The 19,149-nt window shown below is 42.6% G+C and carries 17 protein-coding genes and 1 tRNA gene; 9 read left to right on the top strand and 9 right to left on the bottom strand.

The window, feature by feature from the left end; genetic code table 11:
* Positions 1-322: 322 nt before the first annotated feature.
* The gene (locus ISG33_RS16295; protein ID WP_195734686.1) at positions 323-1,165 is read left to right on the top strand and encodes a spondin domain-containing protein; all 843 of its coding nucleotides are present in this window, start codon (positions 323-325) and stop codon (positions 1,163-1,165) included.
* A gap of 15 nt (positions 1,166-1,180) precedes the next feature.
* Positions 1,181-2,044, top strand: coding sequence for a spondin domain-containing protein (locus tag ISG33_RS16290; protein WP_195734685.1), 864 nt, complete (start codon positions 1,181-1,183; stop codon positions 2,042-2,044).
* 35 nt (positions 2,045-2,079) lie between these two features.
* On the opposite strand, the gene ISG33_RS16285 is transcribed toward ISG33_RS16290, so the two are convergent.
* The gene (locus ISG33_RS16285; protein WP_195734684.1) at positions 2,080-2,283 is read right to left on the bottom strand and encodes a hypothetical protein; all 204 of its coding nucleotides are present in this window, start codon (positions 2,281-2,283) and stop codon (positions 2,080-2,082) included.
* A gap of 174 nt (positions 2,284-2,457) precedes the next feature.
* Between ISG33_RS16285 and ISG33_RS16280 the strand changes: the two genes are divergently transcribed.
* Positions 2,458-3,297, top strand: a complete 840-nt coding sequence (locus ISG33_RS16280; RefSeq protein WP_195734683.1) for a DUF2797 domain-containing protein — start codon at positions 2,458-2,460, stop codon at positions 3,295-3,297.
* Between the two features lie 12 nt (positions 3,298-3,309).
* Here ISG33_RS16280 and ISG33_RS16275 read toward each other — a convergent pair whose 3' ends face one another.
* The 3 genes from ISG33_RS16275 to ISG33_RS16265 all read right to left on the bottom strand — a co-directional run bounded on the left by ISG33_RS16275 (position 3,310) and on the right by ISG33_RS16265 (position 5,274).
* Positions 3,310-4,161, bottom strand: coding sequence for a transporter substrate-binding domain-containing protein (locus ISG33_RS16275; protein ID WP_195734682.1), 852 nt, complete (start codon positions 4,159-4,161; stop codon positions 3,310-3,312).
* A gap of 41 nt (positions 4,162-4,202) precedes the next feature.
* Entirely contained in the window at positions 4,203-5,012 is an 810-nt protein-coding gene (locus ISG33_RS16270) for a sterol desaturase family protein (RefSeq protein ID WP_195734681.1), read from the bottom strand.
* 175 nt (positions 5,013-5,187) lie between these two features.
* Positions 5,188-5,274: transfer RNA gene (locus ISG33_RS16265), tRNA-Leu, on the bottom strand.
* A gap of 198 nt (positions 5,275-5,472) precedes the next feature.
* On the opposite strand from ISG33_RS16265, the gene ISG33_RS16260 reads away from it, so the two are divergent.
* Positions 5,473-6,051 carry an RDD family protein gene (locus ISG33_RS16260; RefSeq protein WP_229333653.1) on the top strand — a complete coding sequence of 193 codons (579 nt, stop codon included), beginning with the start codon at positions 5,473-5,475 and terminating at the stop codon, positions 6,049-6,051.
* A 41-nt stretch (positions 6,052-6,092) separates the two neighbouring features.
* On the opposite strand, the gene lptG is transcribed toward ISG33_RS16260, so the two are convergent.
* Positions 6,093-7,157: an LPS export ABC transporter permease LptG gene (gene lptG / locus ISG33_RS16255; RefSeq protein ID WP_195734680.1), complete on the bottom strand. Its 1,065-nt coding sequence runs from the start codon at positions 7,155-7,157 to the stop codon at positions 6,093-6,095.
* Positions 7,150-8,253 (bottom strand): LPS export ABC transporter permease LptF, encoded by a 1,104-nt coding sequence (gene lptF / locus ISG33_RS16250; protein WP_195734679.1) that lies wholly within the window; start codon positions 8,251-8,253, stop codon positions 7,150-7,152. Before lptF ends, lptG begins: the two co-directional genes overlap by 8 nt.
* Positions 8,254-8,478: 225 nt before the next feature.
* On the opposite strand from lptF, the gene pepA reads away from it, so the two are divergent.
* The 5 genes from pepA to ISG33_RS16225 all read left to right on the top strand — a co-directional run bounded on the left by pepA (position 8,479) and on the right by ISG33_RS16225 (position 16,846).
* A complete protein-coding gene (gene pepA, locus ISG33_RS16245) occupies positions 8,479-9,984 on the top strand; it encodes a leucyl aminopeptidase (protein WP_195734678.1) in 1,506 nt (501 codons plus the stop codon).
* 52 nt (positions 9,985-10,036) lie between these two features.
* Positions 10,037-10,480 carry a DNA polymerase III subunit chi gene (locus ISG33_RS16240; RefSeq protein WP_229333652.1) on the top strand — a complete coding sequence of 148 codons (444 nt, stop codon included), beginning with the start codon at positions 10,037-10,039 and terminating at the stop codon, positions 10,478-10,480.
* A gap of 13 nt (positions 10,481-10,493) precedes the next feature.
* On the top strand, positions 10,494-13,265 hold the full coding sequence (locus tag ISG33_RS16235) for a valine--tRNA ligase (RefSeq protein ID WP_195734677.1): 2,772 nt from the start codon (positions 10,494-10,496) through the stop codon (positions 13,263-13,265).
* A 21-nt stretch (positions 13,266-13,286) separates the two neighbouring features.
* Positions 13,287-15,491 (top strand): S9 family peptidase, encoded by a 2,205-nt coding sequence (locus ISG33_RS16230; protein ID WP_229333651.1) that lies wholly within the window; start codon positions 13,287-13,289, stop codon positions 15,489-15,491.
* A gap of 182 nt (positions 15,492-15,673) precedes the next feature.
* Entirely contained in the window at positions 15,674-16,846 is a 1,173-nt protein-coding gene (locus tag ISG33_RS16225) for an alpha/beta hydrolase (protein ID WP_195734676.1), read from the top strand.
* 57 nt (positions 16,847-16,903) lie between these two features.
* On the opposite strand, the gene ISG33_RS16220 is transcribed toward ISG33_RS16225, so the two are convergent.
* The 3 genes from ISG33_RS16220 to ISG33_RS16210 all read right to left on the bottom strand — a co-directional run bounded on the left by ISG33_RS16220 (position 16,904) and on the right by ISG33_RS16210 (position 19,025).
* Complete coding sequence (locus ISG33_RS16220; protein ID WP_195734675.1) at positions 16,904-17,734, bottom strand: choice-of-anchor H family protein; 831 nt, start codon at positions 17,732-17,734, stop codon at positions 16,904-16,906.
* 101 nt (positions 17,735-17,835) lie between these two features.
* Positions 17,836-18,246, bottom strand: coding sequence for a ribonuclease E inhibitor RraB (rraB, locus tag ISG33_RS16215; protein ID WP_195734674.1), 411 nt, complete (start codon positions 18,244-18,246; stop codon positions 17,836-17,838).
* A 44-nt stretch (positions 18,247-18,290) separates the two neighbouring features.
* The gene (locus ISG33_RS16210; protein WP_195734673.1) at positions 18,291-19,025 is read right to left on the bottom strand and encodes a 1-acylglycerol-3-phosphate O-acyltransferase; all 735 of its coding nucleotides are present in this window, start codon (positions 19,023-19,025) and stop codon (positions 18,291-18,293) included.
* Positions 19,026-19,149 lie beyond the last annotated feature (124 nt).

Here is a 19,149-nt window from a genome sequence, read left to right as displayed (position 1 = left end):
CGATGGTAGTGTGAGGTTTCCTCATGCGAGAGTAGCACACCGTCAGGCTCCCATTCACTGCGCAAGCAGGTAGAGAAGCCCGTCCTTGAGACGGGTTTTTTTATGCCTGAAGAAAAGAGATACCGGCTTTCGCCGGCATGACGTTTCGGTGTGATACCGGCCTACGCCGGTATGACGGTTCGGTGTATTTAATGAGCGTGAGCTAACAGGAATACAATAGTCTGTGTTTTGTTAAATCTTTGTGACACTTTAGTTAGAACTGCCATTTATATTATTCCTTGTAGTCCAAACACTCTAATTAACATATCGAGGAAGATATAATATGAAATTCAACAAATTGGCGCTTGCCGCATTCATCGGTTTATCTGCATCTGGTTATTCTCAAGCAGTTGAGGTTGAGCTGAGTATCACTAACCTTACTCATGCTAACTATATGACACCACGTTTAGCCATTGCACACGATGCAAGCGTTGATGCATTTGAAGTGGGTACTGAAGCCAGTACAGCTCTCGCATGGTTAGCAGAAGCTGGTGTGATTGATGATGCTCAAAATCCCGATTCAACAGGTATGAACTTTGAAGCGGCACTAGGTCCAGTTGATACCGACAACGGCAGCAATACTTGGCACCGCTTTGGTGGTCTATTAGCGCCTTCAACAACGCTTACATACTCATTTGATACTATGGATAAGCCACTGTTTTCATTGCTTACGATGTTAATTCCAACGAACGATGCTTTTGCAGGTTTAGACTCAATCACCATTCCAACAGAGCCCGGCACCTATACATACTATCTTAATGCATACGATGCGGGTACAGAGTTGAATGACGAACTTAACAGCACTCGTACGGACATTACAGAAGAAGGTGGCGCTGCGCTAGGCGGTTATGGCGTTCCGGGTGTGGCTGGTGCTGGTGCACCGCCAATTGCCCCAACAATGGGAACAGGTGGCACCGGTGTCGCAGTAACAGTTGGCTTTGACCAAGATGGCAATGAACTAGCAAGCCCTACAGAAGTTGTGGATGGAACAGATGGTCCAGTACATATTCACAGAAATACCTTAGGAGATTCAAGCGCAACTGGGGGCACAAGTGATTTGGATTCTTCAGTTCATCGCTGGTTAAACCCTGTTGCAAAAGTCACCATCGTTGTTCCAGCAGCATAATCGGAGGTATACACAATGTTATCTAAAGTATTAAAACTAAGCACATTGGCGCTACTTGTTGCTCTAGCAGCTGGTTGTGGCGACGATGGTGCTACCGGACCCGCAGGCCCACAAGGGATTGCAGGACAAGACGGCGCTGACGGCCAAGACGGTGTCGACGGGCAAGATGGTGCTGATGGTCAAGATGGTGCCGACGGAAACAACGGTCAAAATGGTAATTTAGCAGTTTACACAGTTACGATTACTAACTTGACCTATGGTCAGCCATTTTCTCCCGCGTCTGTTGTCGCGCATGAGCCGGGTTACTATGCCTTCCAAGCTGGTCAAACTGCCAGTGTTGCCCTAGAGATGTTGGCCGAGGGCGGAAGTGCAGCTGGGCTTATTGATGAGGCTACGGCCGACACATCATTCCTCGACGCACAACTGAGTACAGGAACAGCGCCTAGAAGTATAGGTGAAGAAACTACATTGGTTGTACCAAAACTAGACACAGATAATTTGCGACTGACTGCCCTGACCATGCTTGTCGATACTAACGATGCGTTTACGGGAGTAAATGCCATGGATATTTCAAACATGGAAGTAGGAGACTCAAAGTCCTTTATGACGATCAGCTGGGATTCAGGTACAGAGGCAAATACTGAAACTGCGGCAACTATGCCTGGACCTGCTGCTCAAGCGGCTGGCGGCGGTGGTGCTGCAGCAGGATTCTCGGAAGTTAGAGATGACCTTTTTGATGTTGTACATGTCCACAGAGGTGTTGTTACGAACGCAAATGCTAGTGATGCTAGTATGGAAGGTTTGGAAAGCTCAGTATTAACAGAGGGTGACCGTTGGGATAACCCTACAGCAAAGATCACAGTAGTCAGAACTCGATAAATCCTACTATTTACTGGGCCCTACGTAATGGGGGCCTAGTTTTTTCGGTGTTTAGGCGCTGCAACTTTACTAATTGAACTGAGTGCATTTCCTAAAAATGTGCTATGGGCAATATCTAACATCTCAGCAACTTCGGAAAGTAATTGCACCATTCTTTCGTCACCTAATTCGCTACACTTTTCAATTAAATCATTTGTTTCAGATTTTAAAAACGATAATTTACTGTCTACTTGTTTCATTTATCTTCGCTCTACTTTGGACGCAACATTCTATTAAAGGCCTTATCACTGCACAATCAATTAATATTTGTCAAAAAAAATAAGATGATCGATTAATGTTGATTAGCTGGCTATTTGGATTGTGATGTTCGACATATACACTTATCATTCGGTTTTTATTTCACAGGGCTTACAATGACAAATTTTTCTGGGAACATTTCAAAGATGCGTGTGAGCGTGAGTCGAAGCAATGTAGCACAGTATCAACTCCCGATCGGGGAAAGTACTGTGCAAATGAACGATCTCATCGGTCACAACATATCGGTAGACTATCGGTCCCAAATTAACTGTATCCATTGCGGCCGACAGACTAATAAAAGTTTCAGTCAAGGATATTGCTACCCCTGCATGACAAGTTTAGCTCAATGCGACACATGCATTATTAAGCCTGAGCAATGTCATTACGACCAAGGCACCTGCAGAGAGCCAAGCTGGGGGGAGGAAAACTGCTTAACGGGTCACTTTGTATATCTATCAAATACTGGGAATACAAAGGTAGGCATCACTCGACACGTTTCCGATGGCGTATCTTCTCGCTGGATAGATCAAGGTGCGTCGCAAGCCCTTCCAATCTTGAGGGTAGAAAACAGGTTGATGAGTGGTTTGGTAGAAACGGCTTTGAAATCACAAATAGCCGACAAAACCAATTGGCGTAAAATGTTGCAGGGTGAGCCCGAGCTATTTGATCTTACAGCACTGAGGGATGAGCTATTGGCGAATGCCGAACCTGAACTGGAAGCGATTAAACAACAATACGGCTTGCAGTCTGTTCAAAGCATTGATAGCAAAGTATTAAATATTCACTACCCTGTATTAGCTTATCCTGAAAAAATCAAGTCAATTAACTTGGATAAGGAACTTGGCTTTAGCGGAAAATTAATGGGCATTAAAGGGCAATACTTATTACTCGATGAAAATAGAGTAATTAATATCCGAAAATATTCTGGTTATGAACTCAGTTTAAACCTAACTTAGTTGATGTTTAGCTCAGTCGCTCAGATTGTCTATTGTACAGGGCGTCACTATTTGCTCAATTGGCTTGACTACGGTATTGAATTCTTCATTGTTGAGTGAAAATATACGGCGATTTTGGAGCGCTGCTTTTTTTATCGAGGTTTTGAAAAACTTGTCGGTCAATGCGGAAAGGTCGCCATTTAAATTCATAGCGTGTAGCCCTGAGTTTAAACGCTGATAAATACGAGGTTGTTTGTGACTCACAAACATGTAGCTTGTCGAAGGGATATGGAGTGCGATGCCAGGAACAATGGCTAAGCCGTCTTGTCTGGGTTTATACAGTTCAATTTCATCATAGATTTCATTTATAGCACGAGGTATATAATCGAACCTTTCCAGTTCAAGCATGTTGTACATTGTTTTGTATACTGGCGCGTCGACGATATCAAAGCCTTCATCTTTCATAATCTTATATGTAGCCCAAGCGGGGCTTAAGCCTACTCGAAGCTTCTTCAGGTCATCAAGGCTTTCTATACTTTCAAACAGCAATTCCCTTCCTTTCTTAACAACAAGCAGTCGATAAGCGTCTACTCCTTGACGGATTGGTACTCTAACTGGGAATGCTCTGTCCTCAAACTCCTTCCTAGTATGAGCAAAGGTAAGCGATAAATTAGTGCCTATTTCTAGTTCACGAAAAGCCCTGTTAATGTTCATTCGCATGGGATTAGCAACTATCTTATACTCTCCATACTCTTCTTTGGTTATTTCTAACGCTTGCCTTACTAGTTCATTTTTGAACAGTATTCGTTTGTCGGTTTCTGATTCGCCCACATTTACTGTTACTACATCAACAGCAATTGTATTGAAGGCGCAAATGCTTAACATAGCAAAAGCGAATAGCCTTGTGTTATTACAGAACAAACGAGTCATAATCTACTTTTTCTTTTGGTTTTCATGATTGGCCAAAACACTTGCTCGGGCCATTCTGATTTTAGCATCCCTTTTACACCGTAGTGTTGGGGATAGCATCTGGTTATTTTGGCTGTACCGAACAATACATCCCAAAAAAATAGGAGGTTACCGTAGTTACCTTTGTAGGTTGTTACGCCATCTTCTGGCTCGTAGCCATGATGAGCGCTATGGGTAGAGGGGGTGGAGATTATCCTCTCAACAAACCACATTATTGAACGAGTGTGTCTGTTTTTGTAAAGGGGTCTATCCCATTTCCACTCTGAGTGCGCCCCAGTGATAATAGTAAGCTTCACTACCAAGTAAGCAGCGTAGGTCCAGCCTAGCCCTAAATAAATAAGCACACCAGACATCCACAAGGAAGGCATCATCAGATAGTAGAAAAAATTGTTCCTGTAAACAATGCGCACGCTCATATATTTAGCATTGTGGTGAGCGCGATGGAGTTTGTAGAGCCACCTATAAGAATGGCAAGCTCTATGCCACCAATACTGGAGCATGTCGTCTAAAACAAGTAAGAGTGCAATTTGCAACCATATGGAGCTGTGCGCTAATACTCCTTCATATTGAGGGGCAAGAATAGACATCACTACTGCAGCGGAGAAGAGAATAAAGGGTTGTGATACGGTAAAAAGTAATAAGGTACTTAGAAATTCTACAATACCGTCATCTTTGACTTCGCTACGCTTTTTGAACAGCTGCCCGCTTCGAGCTTCTTTTAATGCAAAGAGAAAGAATACTGTAAGAATGATGAGTTGATAATTCATATCGGTGTTTTTTGCTGACAATAGCTGAAAGATACACCATATGTATGCGAAAGTTAACTACAGCCTGATTAGATATTTGAAGATGTTTAAAGGCCGTAAGTTATCAATAAGCAAGGACTGTTTGAAAAACAAAAAAACCTATTGCTAAACAATAGGTTTATGTTCTCAAAAGAGATGGTACCAGAGGCCGGACTTGAACCGGCACAGTATTACTACCGGCGGATTTTGAATCCGCTGCGTCTACCAATTTCGCCACTCTGGCACAGAGTGAACCTGACTTGGCGTCAAGTGCAGAGCATTATAGCCATCTAAGTTGATGTATCAAGTGTTATTTAAGCTATGAGTAGAAAAGATTAACGAAACGATTAGATAAGTTCTATCTTGGATGCTTTTACTAGCCTAATAAGTGATAATATTCGTATACATATTGTATGGGAAACTAAACGGAGAGAAATTAGACTTGGCGAAGAGTAATAAAAAGCATTCGAGAAATGAGACGACTGATCAATCTTCTGGCTCAAGTGCTATTGAATCGATACCAGTATTAAACGATAGCTTTCAGCGTGCTAGCTTCTTTCGTCGTCTTGCAGCTATGGTATATGATGCCTTAGTCGCAACTGCTGTTGGTATGTGTGCGGGTTTAGTGATTCAGGTAATGATGTTAATACTATTTGAAGTTCAGCTTATCAACAATCAAGGCTTTGAAAACTACATGGACTTGTTTACACAGTCTGATTCTTTGAAGTTAATTGCAAATATCTGGGTGGGGTTTTGGATAAGTGGCTTTTTCCTATGGTTTTGGAAAAATGGCGGTCAAACTTTAGGCATGCGTGCCTGGCGCTTGAAAATCTTTAATTTGAAAAATGAAGCAACGATAGGTTATCCAAGGTTGGCCCTTCGTATGTTTACCTCCTTTTTAGGTTTAGGAACTTTGTTGGTGTTAATTGACTATAAAAATAAGTTGTCGCTACAAGATAGAATAGCGCAAACTGAAGTACTGTTTTTATCAAAGGAAGCAAACGATCACAAATCTTGGTAGCTGACGTTTTTCGCACAGTGAGTGTGCTACAGCTACTGTCTTCATTGCCTTCGTAGAAGTAGAATCGCGATAAACGCAAAAGCAATGCTTGGTAATGTTGCACCCACTATTGCTGGAAGTTGGAATACTAGACTAAACTGCCCGAATACCTGATTGGCTATAAAGAAGCTGAAACCAACCATTACCCCCATTATTGTCCGGGCTCCCATTGTTACACTTCTGAGCGGACCAAATATAAACGACAAGGCCATGAGCAACATCACAGCCACGGACAATGGTTGCAGCACCTTCCGCCAGAAGGCTAATCGATACTTTTCGGCGTCTTGATCACTATTCTCTAGGTAATTTACATAGCTAATTAAGCCACGAATAGAAAGCGCTTCTGGTTTGATAGCAACAATGCCTAATTTGTCTGGGGTGAGGGTGCTGTTCCACTCTAGGTTTCCAGTCTCATATTTATCAATCTGCGTTTCGGAAAAGCTGAGCGAACTTACTTGTTGTAACATCCAACTGTCGTTTTTAAACATGGCTGCTTCAGCCGAGATAATACTATTGAGTTCTAAATTTTCGTCAAACTTATAAATGGTAATGTTTCTAAGGCTTTCTTTCGTGAGTACCTCTGAAATACTTACAAAGTCGTTGCCGTCTTTCGCCCAAAACAGTTCGTCAGATAAAATTAGACTACCCCCCGACAATGCTTGGGTTCTAAGCTCTTTTGCTTTTGATTCGCTTTTAGGAGTAACAAATTCCCCAAGCAGCATCACTGCGACGATCAAAATGATAAGTGATTTCATTGCAGAATTAATTATATTCCAGCGACTCAGGCCTGCCGATTGCATCACCACCAATTCACTATTTTGGGCAAGTAAGCCCATTCCAATGAGCCCACCAAGCAGTGTTGCCATCGGTAAAAATTGTTCTATTTCTCGAGGAAGGCTCAGCAGCACGTAGAGTGCGGCAAGTGTCATGTCGTAGTCGCCTTGACCCACACGCCGTAACTGTTCTACAAATTTTATCAACGCACTTAAGCCAATGAGTACCGAAAGAGTAACCGTGACGGTGCTTAATAGCGTTCGGGCAACATATAAATCGAGGAGCTTAAACATCTTTTTTCCTCAAAAACAGTTGGCGTAAAATAACGCCAGTTTTGCGGTCGCGGGCGATTAAGCCAATCCCAACAAGTAACATCACAAAATGCACCCACCACAACCCTAACCACACTGGTAACTTCCCATCTTCTAACACTCGCCTGCTTGCCAGTAATAACAAGAAGTAACCGAGGTAAAGAAGCAGCGCCGGAAACATTTTACCAAAACGTCCTTGCCTCGGATCGACGGCACTCAGAGGAACAGCAATAAGTACTAAAAAAGGCAGTGACAGGGGAATGGCAATTCTCCATTGTAACTCTGCGATAGCCTCGATGCTGTCTAGTTTCATGAGCTCATTAGTCGGTAAGGCAACGAGTTTTCTTCGTTTTTGTTCTTGGTCTTTTGGCGCAATGGTTACACGATATTCATCGAAGTTAATTATTTGAAAGGCCTTCTCTTGGTTTTCGCCTTCGTATTGGTTACCGTTAAATAGTACAAGTTGCTGGTCACCAATTTCGCTTTTTTCAATTGTGCCCGTTTGCGCATAAATAAGATGAGTTCGGTTATCTTCTTTGTTTCGCTGCGACAAAAATACTTTTTGTAGTTTGTTGCTTTCGTTATCAACATCGTGAACAAATATCACTGCTCGTTTATCACCGGTTTGCTGAAAACGGCCAGGAATCACTGAGGCTAAACCTGATTTTGCTTGAGCTTGCTCTTGAAGCTGATACTCTTTCTCCGCTGCAGCAGGAGCTAAATACATTGTTACCACACCTGTGACTAAGGCCATTACAATACCGAAAGCAAGTGTTACTCTCGTTACATACCACTCACTTACACCACAAGCTTTCAATACGGTTATTTCACTGTCGACATATAGTCGCCCATGCGCGAGCATGATCCCTAAAAACAGACTGATGGGCAGTACCAAAGAGGCAAGTATTGGGCTATAAAGTGTAATAAAACCGAGTACTAACTCAGCAGGTACATCACCATCGGTGGCATCGCCTAAAACACGCGCAAAACGCAGCGTAATAAAAATTGCCATGAGAATAAAGAACACGGCAATTTGTGATTTGAATGTTTCGCGTAATAAGTATCGGAAAATTAGCATTTAGCAACTGATGAAAAACATAGGTTTTAGTGGAAAGGTGCAGATATTTCAGTAAACTTAGCGTTTCTGACAGTTTTATGCACACAGCGTTTTTAAATCACGTTAAGTTTAGCATAAACCAAACTTTTGCTACCAGACAATACATATTTTTTCCTATAGTAAATTTAGCTTTCACTGTAGTTTGTATTGACTGCTAGTGCTCATCCTCACTTTTAAGGAAACAGAATGGAATTTAGCGTAAAGAGCGGAAGTCCTGAAAAACAACGTAGCGCCTGCATCGTAGTTGGTGTTTTCGAACCACGTCGACTTACTCATGTTGCTGAACAGCTTGATCAAATCAGCGAAGGCTACATTAGTAATTTGTTGCGCCGTGGCGATCTTGAGGGTAAAGCTGGCCAAATGCTGCTGTTACATCACGTGCCAAACGTGCTAAGTGAGCGAGTATTGCTGGTTGGTTGTGGTAAAGAACGCGAATTAAATGAACGTCAATATAAGCAGATTATTGCCAAAACTATTCAAACCTTGAACGAAACGGGTTCGATGGAAGCGGTTTGTTTCCTTACCGAACTGCACGTTAAAGGCAGAGATACTTATTGGAAAGTTCGTCAAGCGGTTGAAGCAGCAAATGATTCGTTGTACACCTTTTTACAATTGAAGACTAAAAAAGGTGAGCCAAGACGCCCTTTGCGTAAAATGGTATTTAATGTTCCCACTCGGAAAGAATTGACCTCAGGAGAGCGTGCAGTTGAGCATGGTTCTGCCGTAAGCAAAGGTGTCGTAGTTGCCAAAGATGTAAGCAATATGCCCCCCAATATTTGCAACCCTAAATATCTTAACGAGCAAAGTGCTGAATTAGTTGATCGTTACGATTCGCTTAGCCTTGAGACCGTTGGCGAAAAAGAAATGGCTGAGCTGAAAATGGATAGTTATCTTGCCGTAGGCCGCGGCTCTCATAATGAATCCATCATGAGTATCATTCATCACAAAGGTGGTGAAGAAAGCCAAGCCCCAATTGTACTTGTTGGCAAAGGCCTTACCTTTGATTCTGGCGGTATTTCAATTAAGCCCAGTGCAAATATGGATGAAATGAAGTACGACATGTGTGGCGCAAGCTCTGTGTTGGGTGTGATGCATACTGTTGCGGAACTGAATCTACCTATTAATGTGATAGGTGTTATTGCAGGCTGCGAGAACATGCCTGATGCTAACGCTTATCGCCCTGGCGATATTTTAACAACGATGTCGGGCCAGACTGTTGAAGTACTCAATACTGATGCGGAAGGGCGATTAGTGCTTTGTGATGCGCTGACCTACGTCGAGCGTTATGAGCCTGAGGCAGTGATTGATATAGCGACGCTTACCGGTGCCTGTGTTATTGCTCTTGGCCCTCATGCGACAGCCGTACTCAGTACTCATAATCCGCTTTCCCATGAGTTAATTAATGCCTCGGAACAGAGCTCCGATCGCGCTTGGCGTATGCCTCTATGGGACGAATATCAAGAACTTATTGAAAGTCCCTTTGCCGATATGGCAAACATTGGCGGTCGTCCGGCTGGTACTATCACTGCCGGATGCTTTTTGTCGCGCTTTACGAAAAAATACAATTGGGCTCACCTCGATATTGCAGGAACAGCTTGGGTTGGCGGAGCACGCAAAGGCGCAACAGGGCGACCAGTACCTATGTTGTCGCAGTACTTGTTTAATAAAGCTGGCTTGGTAAGTGAAGATTAAGCCAACATTAATCTTTTTATATTAAACCTGCACTGAGCGAGACGTAAATATAATGACCATGGTGACTTTTTATCAACTGACTGACAATGAAGAAGGGCAAGAGCAGAGTATGCTTTCAACTTGTTCTGATTCACTTAAGTCCATTTACAAGAAGCGCAAATGGTCGACTATTCTCTGCAAGAATAAAAAGCAAGCTGAAGCCTTTGATGAGTTAGTTTGGAATTACCATGTTGATGATTTTATTCCACATAATTTATACGGTGAAGGCCCTAAGCAAGGCACTCCTGCAGAAATAACATGGGAAGGTCAGAGGGTGAATACGCGTCATACTCTGATCAACTTGTCCCAAACCATGATAGAGAATCACCGGGCATTTCAACATATCATCGACTTCGTGCCTGTAGATGAAGAACAAAAACAAGCTGCGCGTGAGCGCTATAAGCTTTATAAGTTAGCGGGGTGCAATATGCAGTTCACGCCAGCCAACCACCTATAAACGAGAGTAATTAATGGATAAGACATTCGACCCCCACAAAATTGAAAAAGATTGTTATGTAAAGTGGGAGCAACAAGGCTATTTCAAAGCATCTGGTGACGGTGATCCTTACTGTATTTTATTACCACCACCAAACGTGACCGGAAGCTTGCACATGGGGCATGCTTTTCAACATACCATCATGGATTCATTAATTCGTTATAAGCGCATGAAAGGCAACAATACCCTATGGCAGTGTGGTACTGACCATGCGGGTATCGCCACACAAATGGTTGTAGAGCGCAAACTGAATGCACAAAAGCTTACCCGCCACGACTTAGGTAGGGAAGACTTTGTTAAAAAAATCTGGGAGTGGAAAGAAGAGTCCGGTGGCACGATCACGCAACAAATGCGTCGTTTAGGTACCTCTCCAGATTGGGATCGCGAAGTATTCACCATGGACGACAATCTGTCTGAAGCGGTACAAGAAGTGTTTGTTAAGCTTTATGAAGAGGGCTTGATTTATCGCGGTAAACGCTTGGTAAACTGGGATCCAGTATTGCTTACTGCAGTGTCCGATCTTGAAGTGGTTAACGAAGAAGAAAATGGCCACATGTGGCACATGCAATATCCACTCAGCGATGGCTCTGGGCACATAGTTGTTGCAACGACTCGTCCTGAAACTATGCTTGGCGATACTGCCGTAGCGGTGCATCCAGATGACGAGCGTTATGCGTCATTAATCGGCAAAACAATAAGACTTCCGCTCACTGACCGAGAAATACCTATTATTGCCGATGACTATGTTGACCAAGATTTCGGCACCGGTTGCGTAAAAATTACGCCTGCGCACGATTTCAACGATTATGAGATGGGCAAGCGCCATGATCTGGAGATGATAAATATTCTTACAGACGAAGCTAAGATCAACGATGTTGCTCCGCAAAAGTATCAAGGCCTAGACCGTTTTGACGCGCGTAAAGTCATCGTTGATGATCTTGAGGCCCTTGGTGTGCTGATTAAAGTTGAAGAGCATAAACTGAAGGTTCCTAGAGGCGATAGAACAGGCGAAGTCATAGAACCTTATCTTACCAATCAATGGTACGTTGCGGTGGAATCGCTTGCGAAACCAGCAATAGACGCAGTTGAGAGCGGCGAAATTCGTTTTGTACCTGAAAACTGGAACAAAACCTATTATCAATGGATGCACAATATTCAAGACTGGTGTATTTCTCGCCAATTATGGTGGGGGCACCGCATTCCAGCATACTTCGATAATGACGGAAACATTTACGTTGGCAGAAGTGAAGCGGAAGTAAGAGAAAAGCATAAGTTAGCTGACTCAGTTTCCTTAAAGCAAGATGAAGATGTGCTCGATACTTGGTTTTCGTCGGCTTTGTGGCCTTTCGCAACAATGGGTTGGCCTAAAGAAACGCCAGAACTTGAAACCTTTGTGCCAAGCTCAGTACTGGTTACCGGCTTTGATATTATTTTCTTCTGGGTAGCCAGAATGATAATGATGACGAAAAAGTTCACGGGCAAAATTCCATTCAAAGATATCTATATCACCGGCCTAATTCGCGATGAAAACGGCGACAAAATGTCGAAGTCAAAAGGCAATGTGCTAGATCCAATCGATTTGATTGATGGTATCGACCTTGATGCTCTTATGACCAAGCGCACCTCTGGAATGATGCAGCCAAAAATGGCAGAGAAAATAGGGAAAGCAACCAAGAAACAATTCTCTGACGGTATTAATGCCTACGGCACAGATGCTTTACGATTTACCTTTGCAGCCATGGCATCTACTAGTCGAGATATTAATTTCGATATGGGCAGAGTTGAAGGATACCGAAATTTCTGTAATAAAATTTGGAACGCCACTCGATTTGTATTAATGAATACAGAAGAGTTTGACGCAGGTCGAGAAGGTGGAGAAATGAGCTTGAGTGTATTCGATCGTTGGATTTGGTCTCAGTTTCAAGACACTCTCAACGCGTATGAGCAAGCTATTGAACAATATCGCTTCGATATCGCAGCTCAACATTTGTATGAGTTTACTTGGAATCAATTCTGTGATTGGTATCTTGAATTATCGAAGCCGGTTCTAAATTCTGAGCAAAGTAGTGACGCTGAAAAGCGCGGTACTAGGCATACCTTAATAAATGTTTTAGAGCACATGATGCGTCTACTTCATCCATTTATGCCTTTCATCACTGATGAAATATGGCAAAAGGTGAAGCCTCTTTCTACGAATAACACCGACGCAGCGAGTATTATGGTTGATGCTTTCCCAATTGTGGATGAGAGCAAGCATGACCAAAGCGCAATTGACGACATCGAGTGGGTTAAGGCCTTTATCGTTGGTATTCGAAATATTCGTGGTGAGATGGATATACCACCTTCGAAGCCGCTGCCGGTGTTACTGAAAAATGTGTCGGCTAGCGATCAATCCAAATTAGATAGTTGCGGCACTTACGTTGCTAAATTGGCCAAGCTGGAGTCGGTTACCAAGCTTGAAGCAGGCGAGCAAGCACCTGCCTCTGCGACCGCGATGGTGGGGGAAATGGAAATACTGATCCCCATGGCGGGGCTTATCGATAAAGATGCTGAGTTGGCCCGTTTGAGTAAAGCGGCTGAGAAAATTGAAAAGGATGCTCAACGTACCAAAGGTAAGTTGAGTAATGAAAATTTTGTAAGTAAAGCGCCGGAAGCTGTCATTGAAAAAGAACGCGCCAAGCTTGCAGATATGGAAATGCAGTTAAGCAAAATAGAAGCGCAGAAAGCTGAAATAGAAGCTATCTAGCATCATAAAAAGGACAGGGATATGAAACTAACCACGTTAATTCCAGCTATTGTAGTTGCGAGTTCAATCGGCATGCTCGGGTGTTCACCATCAACTGAGTCAGAAAATAAAGAGGCAGAATCGATGGCAAAAGTAGCGCCACAAGAATTCGAAAGGTTGAAGGCTTTGGACATGCCGGCACCGGTGGCAAAAAAAATTGCCTTTACGGCCGAGTACCATGGCAAAACCTTAAGCGACCCATACAACTGGTTGAAGGACCAAGGGTACCCAGAGGTAAATGATCAGCCCGTTATTGATTATCTGAATCAAGAAAATGCCTATTTTAATGCATTTTTAGCACCGCATAGCGCGTTTGTCGACACACTCTTTGAAGAGTTCAAAGGTCGCACAAATGATGAGGACAAGTCTGTACCTTATGTATCCAACGGTTATGAATATAAGCGTTATTACAATAAAGGCGACGAGTACCCAACTTACAGTCGTAGAAAGTTAGATTCAGATACCTTTGAGGTGTATTTAAGCGTGCCTGACATAGCTAAGCCTTATGATTACTTCAGCATGGGTAGTGCGAGTATTAGCCCTGATAACCGGTATTTAGCCTATGCCTATAATACCAATGGTGACGAGCGTTATAAGATAGTAATCAAAGACTTAGTGAGCGGTGACATGCTAAGCGATGAAATTACCGATACCAGCGGTAGCATAACTTTTGGTGCCGACAGTGAGACCTTGGTTTATGGTCGCTTAGATGATGAACGTTGGTTCACCAAAAGCGTAAATGTACACAAGTTAGGCAGTAAGCAAGCTGACGATAAGGTGATTTTTACTGAAAATGATGATGGCTTTTTTATTGGCTTCGGTAAAACGAGCAGCGAAGAGTACATCGTGATAAGCAGTGGCCAAAGCGACAAGTCTGAAACTTACGTGGTGCCAGCAAACGACCTTTATGCCACACCAATAAAAATGGTATCGAGAGAGCAGGGTTTTAATAACTCTGTTGATCATGCGAATGGCTATTTTTACATCGTTACGAACGACACTCACGTGAATTCTCGCTTAGCGAAAGTAGCCGATACGGACCCAAGCTACGAGAAGTGGGAAACAGTAATTGCAGGCTCCGACAAGAGTTATTTACAAGGTGTCGCTTTGTTCAAAGACTTTATGGTTGCTTCAATTCGCGAGAACGGCATTGAGCGCATGATGGTAAGCGATTACAAAGGTGCAAGTCATGACATTGCTTTTCCCGAAAACGTATTCTCGGTTGGATTCAATAACAACCCAGAGTTCAGTCAAGACTTTATCCGTTTGAGTTACACGTCGATGATCACGCCTAATACGGTATTCGATTACAAGCTAGCTGATAAGACGCTTGAAACTAAGAAGGTTCAAGAGATCCCATCAGGCTACGATAAGACTAACTACCGTACCGAGCGCATCATGGCACCAGCACGAGATGGTGTTGAAGTGCCTGTGACTTTGGTTTATCACAAAGACTTTAAAAAAGATGGTAGCCAACCTATGATGTTGTATGGTTACGGCGCATACGGTTCCACCGTTGATCCGCGCTTCTCAACGCTTCGCTTAAGTATGCTCGACCGTGGAATGTCTTATGCCATCGCTCATGTCCGCGGCAGCGACATGCTAGGGTATCAATGGTATCTCGACGGCAAGCTTACTAAGAGAACTAATACCTTTAACGACTTTGTTGACGTGGCTCGCCACTTAATTGACGAAAAGTATGTTGCTAAAGGAAATATCAGTATTTCAGGTAGAAGTGCCGGTGGTGAGCTTATGGGGGCTGTCACCATTCAAGCTCCTGAATTATGGAGTTCAGTGAATTTAGGTGTTCCTTTCGTAGATGTATTGAACACCATGTTAGACGCTACACTGCCTCTTACACCGCCTGAGTGGACTGAATGGGGTAATCCTATTGAAGATCCTGTTGCCTATGATTACATCCAGAGTTATTCTCCTTACGACAATATAGAAGCCCGAGAGTATCCTCCTATGCTGGTAACCGGCGGCTTAAATGATCCTCGAGTAACGTATTGGGAGCCTGCAAAGTGGACTGCAAAAATGCGTGATCTGAAAACTGATGACAACCTATTAGTTATGCGCATAAATATGGGCGCCGGGCACTTTGCAAACAGCGGTCGTTATGGTCGTTTGCGCGATTATGCCGAAGAGTATGCATTTACCTTACTTTCTCATGGAATAAGCGAATAAAGCGGTCTTATGTTTGAAGATTCTTTAGCTTAGCAATCAATATTAGCTTGCTAAAACATTCAAAACGCCCTTTACTGTGATTCAGTGTTGGGCGTTTTTTTATCCTTCATTTGCCCTATTAGATTTTGATGATATACGAATAATATAACAGGTGGAAACCTATCAGATTAAAGGAATATTTGATGTTAAAAAGTATATTTGCGATAGTTATTGTTTTATTTTTGATTGCTTCTACCAGTGCACATGCAAGTTTGCGGGGGGAATCGAAACTCGACAGTTTACCGTCTAAGATATTAGGCGAAAAGCGCGAACTGATAGTGCGCCTGCCAAATAATTATTATCAAAATACTGACTTGAGTTACCCCGTACTTTATCTTTTGGATGGCCAGAGAAACTTTAGTCATACCGCAGGTACTCTTGATTTTCTGAATCAAGATGGAAAGTCGCAAGAAATGATCATTATTGCGATCAAAAATACTCATAGATCGAGAGATTATACGCCCACCTATGATGAAAACTACAATCGATGGGGCACTTCTGGTGGTGCTGATAACTTTTTGGATTTTATCGAAAAAGAGTTAGTTCCATATGTTAATAAAAATTACCGCGCTAACAACTTTAAAATACTATCTGGTCATTCTTTGGGAGGTTTATTGGCACTGTACTCGTTGCAGTCAAGGCCGCACCTTTTTCAAGCGCATTTTGCTTTCAGCCCAAGTATATGGTGGCACAATCAGGTCATCATGGAAAATGCAAAGACTTTCTTTGGTACTGATACTGCATTAAATAACTTCTTGTATATAAACTTAGGAAATGAAACCGGAAATATGCTCACCGCATTTGAGGTATATACCGAAATATTGAAAACAAATGCTCGTAGCGAATTTAGTTATCACGCAGATATTGACGTTAACGAATCTCACGGAACTACAGCCCTTATTGGACAAACACACGCTTTTCGTCATCTTTATAGGTCATTGCAATGCCCCGACGAGATAATTGCTCAGGGCTTACCCGCGATCAATGCCTATTATAAAAAGCAGTCGGATAAATTTGGTTACCCAATACAAGCTTCCTACCGTGCAATAAATAGTGCTGGTTACAACGCACTAAAAGCCAAAAACTTCGCCAAAGCGATTGAAATATTTAGAATCAATGTAGAAAATTATTCATATAAGGCTGATGCATATGACAGTTTGGCAGATGGCCTTGAAGCAAATGGTCAGCTCAATGAAGCGCTTAAGATGAGAGAGATGACTATTCAAAAAAGCCTCATTGAAAATGTCGAAAATAACGCTTATAAAACTCGTCTTATTAATTTAAAAGCCCTGATCAGCCAACAATCGTCAATGTGAAAGAGTATCGGCATTGATCTTGGCCATTAGCGGAAAGATCAATGCTCTTAGCTTTTATTAGACAGCCCTGATGATCGCTCTTCTAAGCAAAGTGGCAAGTGTTAGGCTTACTAGCAGCCAAACGCCTGTCGACCCTCCACGCTCAACAACCACAACATCCACTGGCTCGACATACTCATAGTTTTCACTTTCTAAACTAATAAAAGCTAAGTCGGCATCATCAGTACCGTCAGACACAGCGACAACTTCATCGGTGTCGGCATCATAAACGACCACCATCAGCTCATAATCATTGCTGGGAAAGCCGGAAAGTAACGTGTTCTCTATGACTATTGAATCATTTGTGCTATCGCTGTTGATTCGATAAATGTCAGTTGTATAAAACAGTGAAAACACATCAGTTGTCGTCGAGTAAACTTCAGCATATATTGCTGCTTGGTTATAAATGGTGTCAACATCGAACTCTAAGGTGAAGGCCGAGTAGTAACCATCGTAGTCGATGTCAGCATCAAGAGTGATATAGCTGTCGTAGATCCAAAAATCTGGGTCATCACTTGCTCTCGCCATTTCCCTACTGAGTGAAATCGTTTTGTTTTGGCTTGACTTGGGTGTTGCAATAAGGTCGTTTTTAGCCTTGTTCGAAGAGCTGCTACTTAGCTTGCGTTGTTTACCATCACTCAGTGACTTCGCTGTAATGAAAGGATTACCTTCGGCATCAATGAGGCTCGGTTGATACTCTTTAGCACTTACTTGCTTTTGCTCAGTGTTGCGGGGTTCAACTTTTTGCGTTGCCGCCTCTGAAGAGTTATTCGCATTAGCAATTGAAGCACCAGAAAATAATGTGAGTGCAAAAGAAGCAAGCAGTGTTTTGGTGAATTGGATAGCCATAATCTACAACCTTTAGTTTAAAACTTGTTGTAGAGTATGGCTCAGTGAAGCTGAACAGAATCTGAAAATTAGCTGAACCTTAGCTGACTAAGTTAGCGACTCTAGTCATCGTACTCGTCAAAGTTGTCGCTATTATCGATCTGGTCTGGGCCTAGTGCGCCATCGCCTATGAAATAAGTTCCCCAGCCATCGTAGAAGACTTTGTGTTTATCAGCAATTGCGATTAGTTTGTCTGAATCAGCATTAAAAACATCTAGCGATAGTTTTTTTTCAACAATTGCGTCGAAGCAAAATACCGTTTCACCATCATCCAACATTAGCTCTTCCGCATCAGTTACCTCGAAACCTGCTTTAAAAGCGTCGACGGCGGCTTTCTCTAATGCGTCAAAATCACTGCTAGCTATGTGATGCTCTATCTGATGTGGCTTCGATATATCAGTGCCATCAGCAGTCAATGCCTCGATAGTCTCTTTATTAAATTCATACCACTGTGATGCATCATGTTGACTCATAATTCGTCCTGTTTGTCCTGTTTTTGTTGCAATGTGCTATTGGCTTATACGCTTCGATGTTGCCCATCAATATTCTGGGCTTCAATATTGAGCTCAGCGATTTTTTTAGCCATTATTTCGTGGTAATACACTGACAATTCTTTTGCACTCATACCTTCAGGCATTTCGATTGGTGCTAAGGCTTCTATGACCACTGTACCGTTATTCCACCGATTTAATTTGACCTTGTTGTGTAATTCACTTGCGCACACCGGCACAATAGCCTCTTTCGCTGCAAGGGCAAGTCTAAATGCACCCGTCTTAAATGGCAGTAAACCTCGTCCATAACTGCGAGTGCCTTCAGGGAAAAACCAAATGCTCAATTTATTTGCACGCATCTTCTCTAGCGTTGCGGTGAGCGTGTCGCGTGCTCGCCCGGTATTTTTTCGGTCTATCATGATATTAGCCGACAGCCAGTATATGACACCAAAAATGGGGATCCACTTCAGGCTCTTTTTGCCAACAGTGACAACACCTGGAAGCGCAGCTTTGCATATAGTAATGAGGTCATAGCTATTTTGATGGTTCGCTATAAATATATAATTTTTGTTCGGATCAATTTGCTTAGATACCCGCAGTTCAATTTTGAGCCCAACGATAGTGGCCATGGTCGCATACATCTTGCCGCATAGGTTCACGTTATTTCTGTGAAACGGGCGAAATAGAAATATAACGAACAACACGGCGTTAACACCGATAAAATAAGCAAGAAGTGCAATGAAACGAATAATAGCTAGCACAGAAATTCCAAATTACTGACAGTATCGGTAATTATACGGACATTTCTCACTGATGATAGCGCAGCAATTAATTTAATACATGAAATCTGTCTATTAGCCGATATACTTATCATTGGAATAGACA

It is taken from the genome of Marinibium conchae (assembly GCF_015595035.1).
Lineage (GTDB): Bacteria > Pseudomonadota > Gammaproteobacteria > Enterobacterales > Alteromonadaceae > Glaciecola.
Note: the sequence above shows the minus strand (reverse complement) of the source record. Positions and strands in the feature narration are given on the sequence as shown.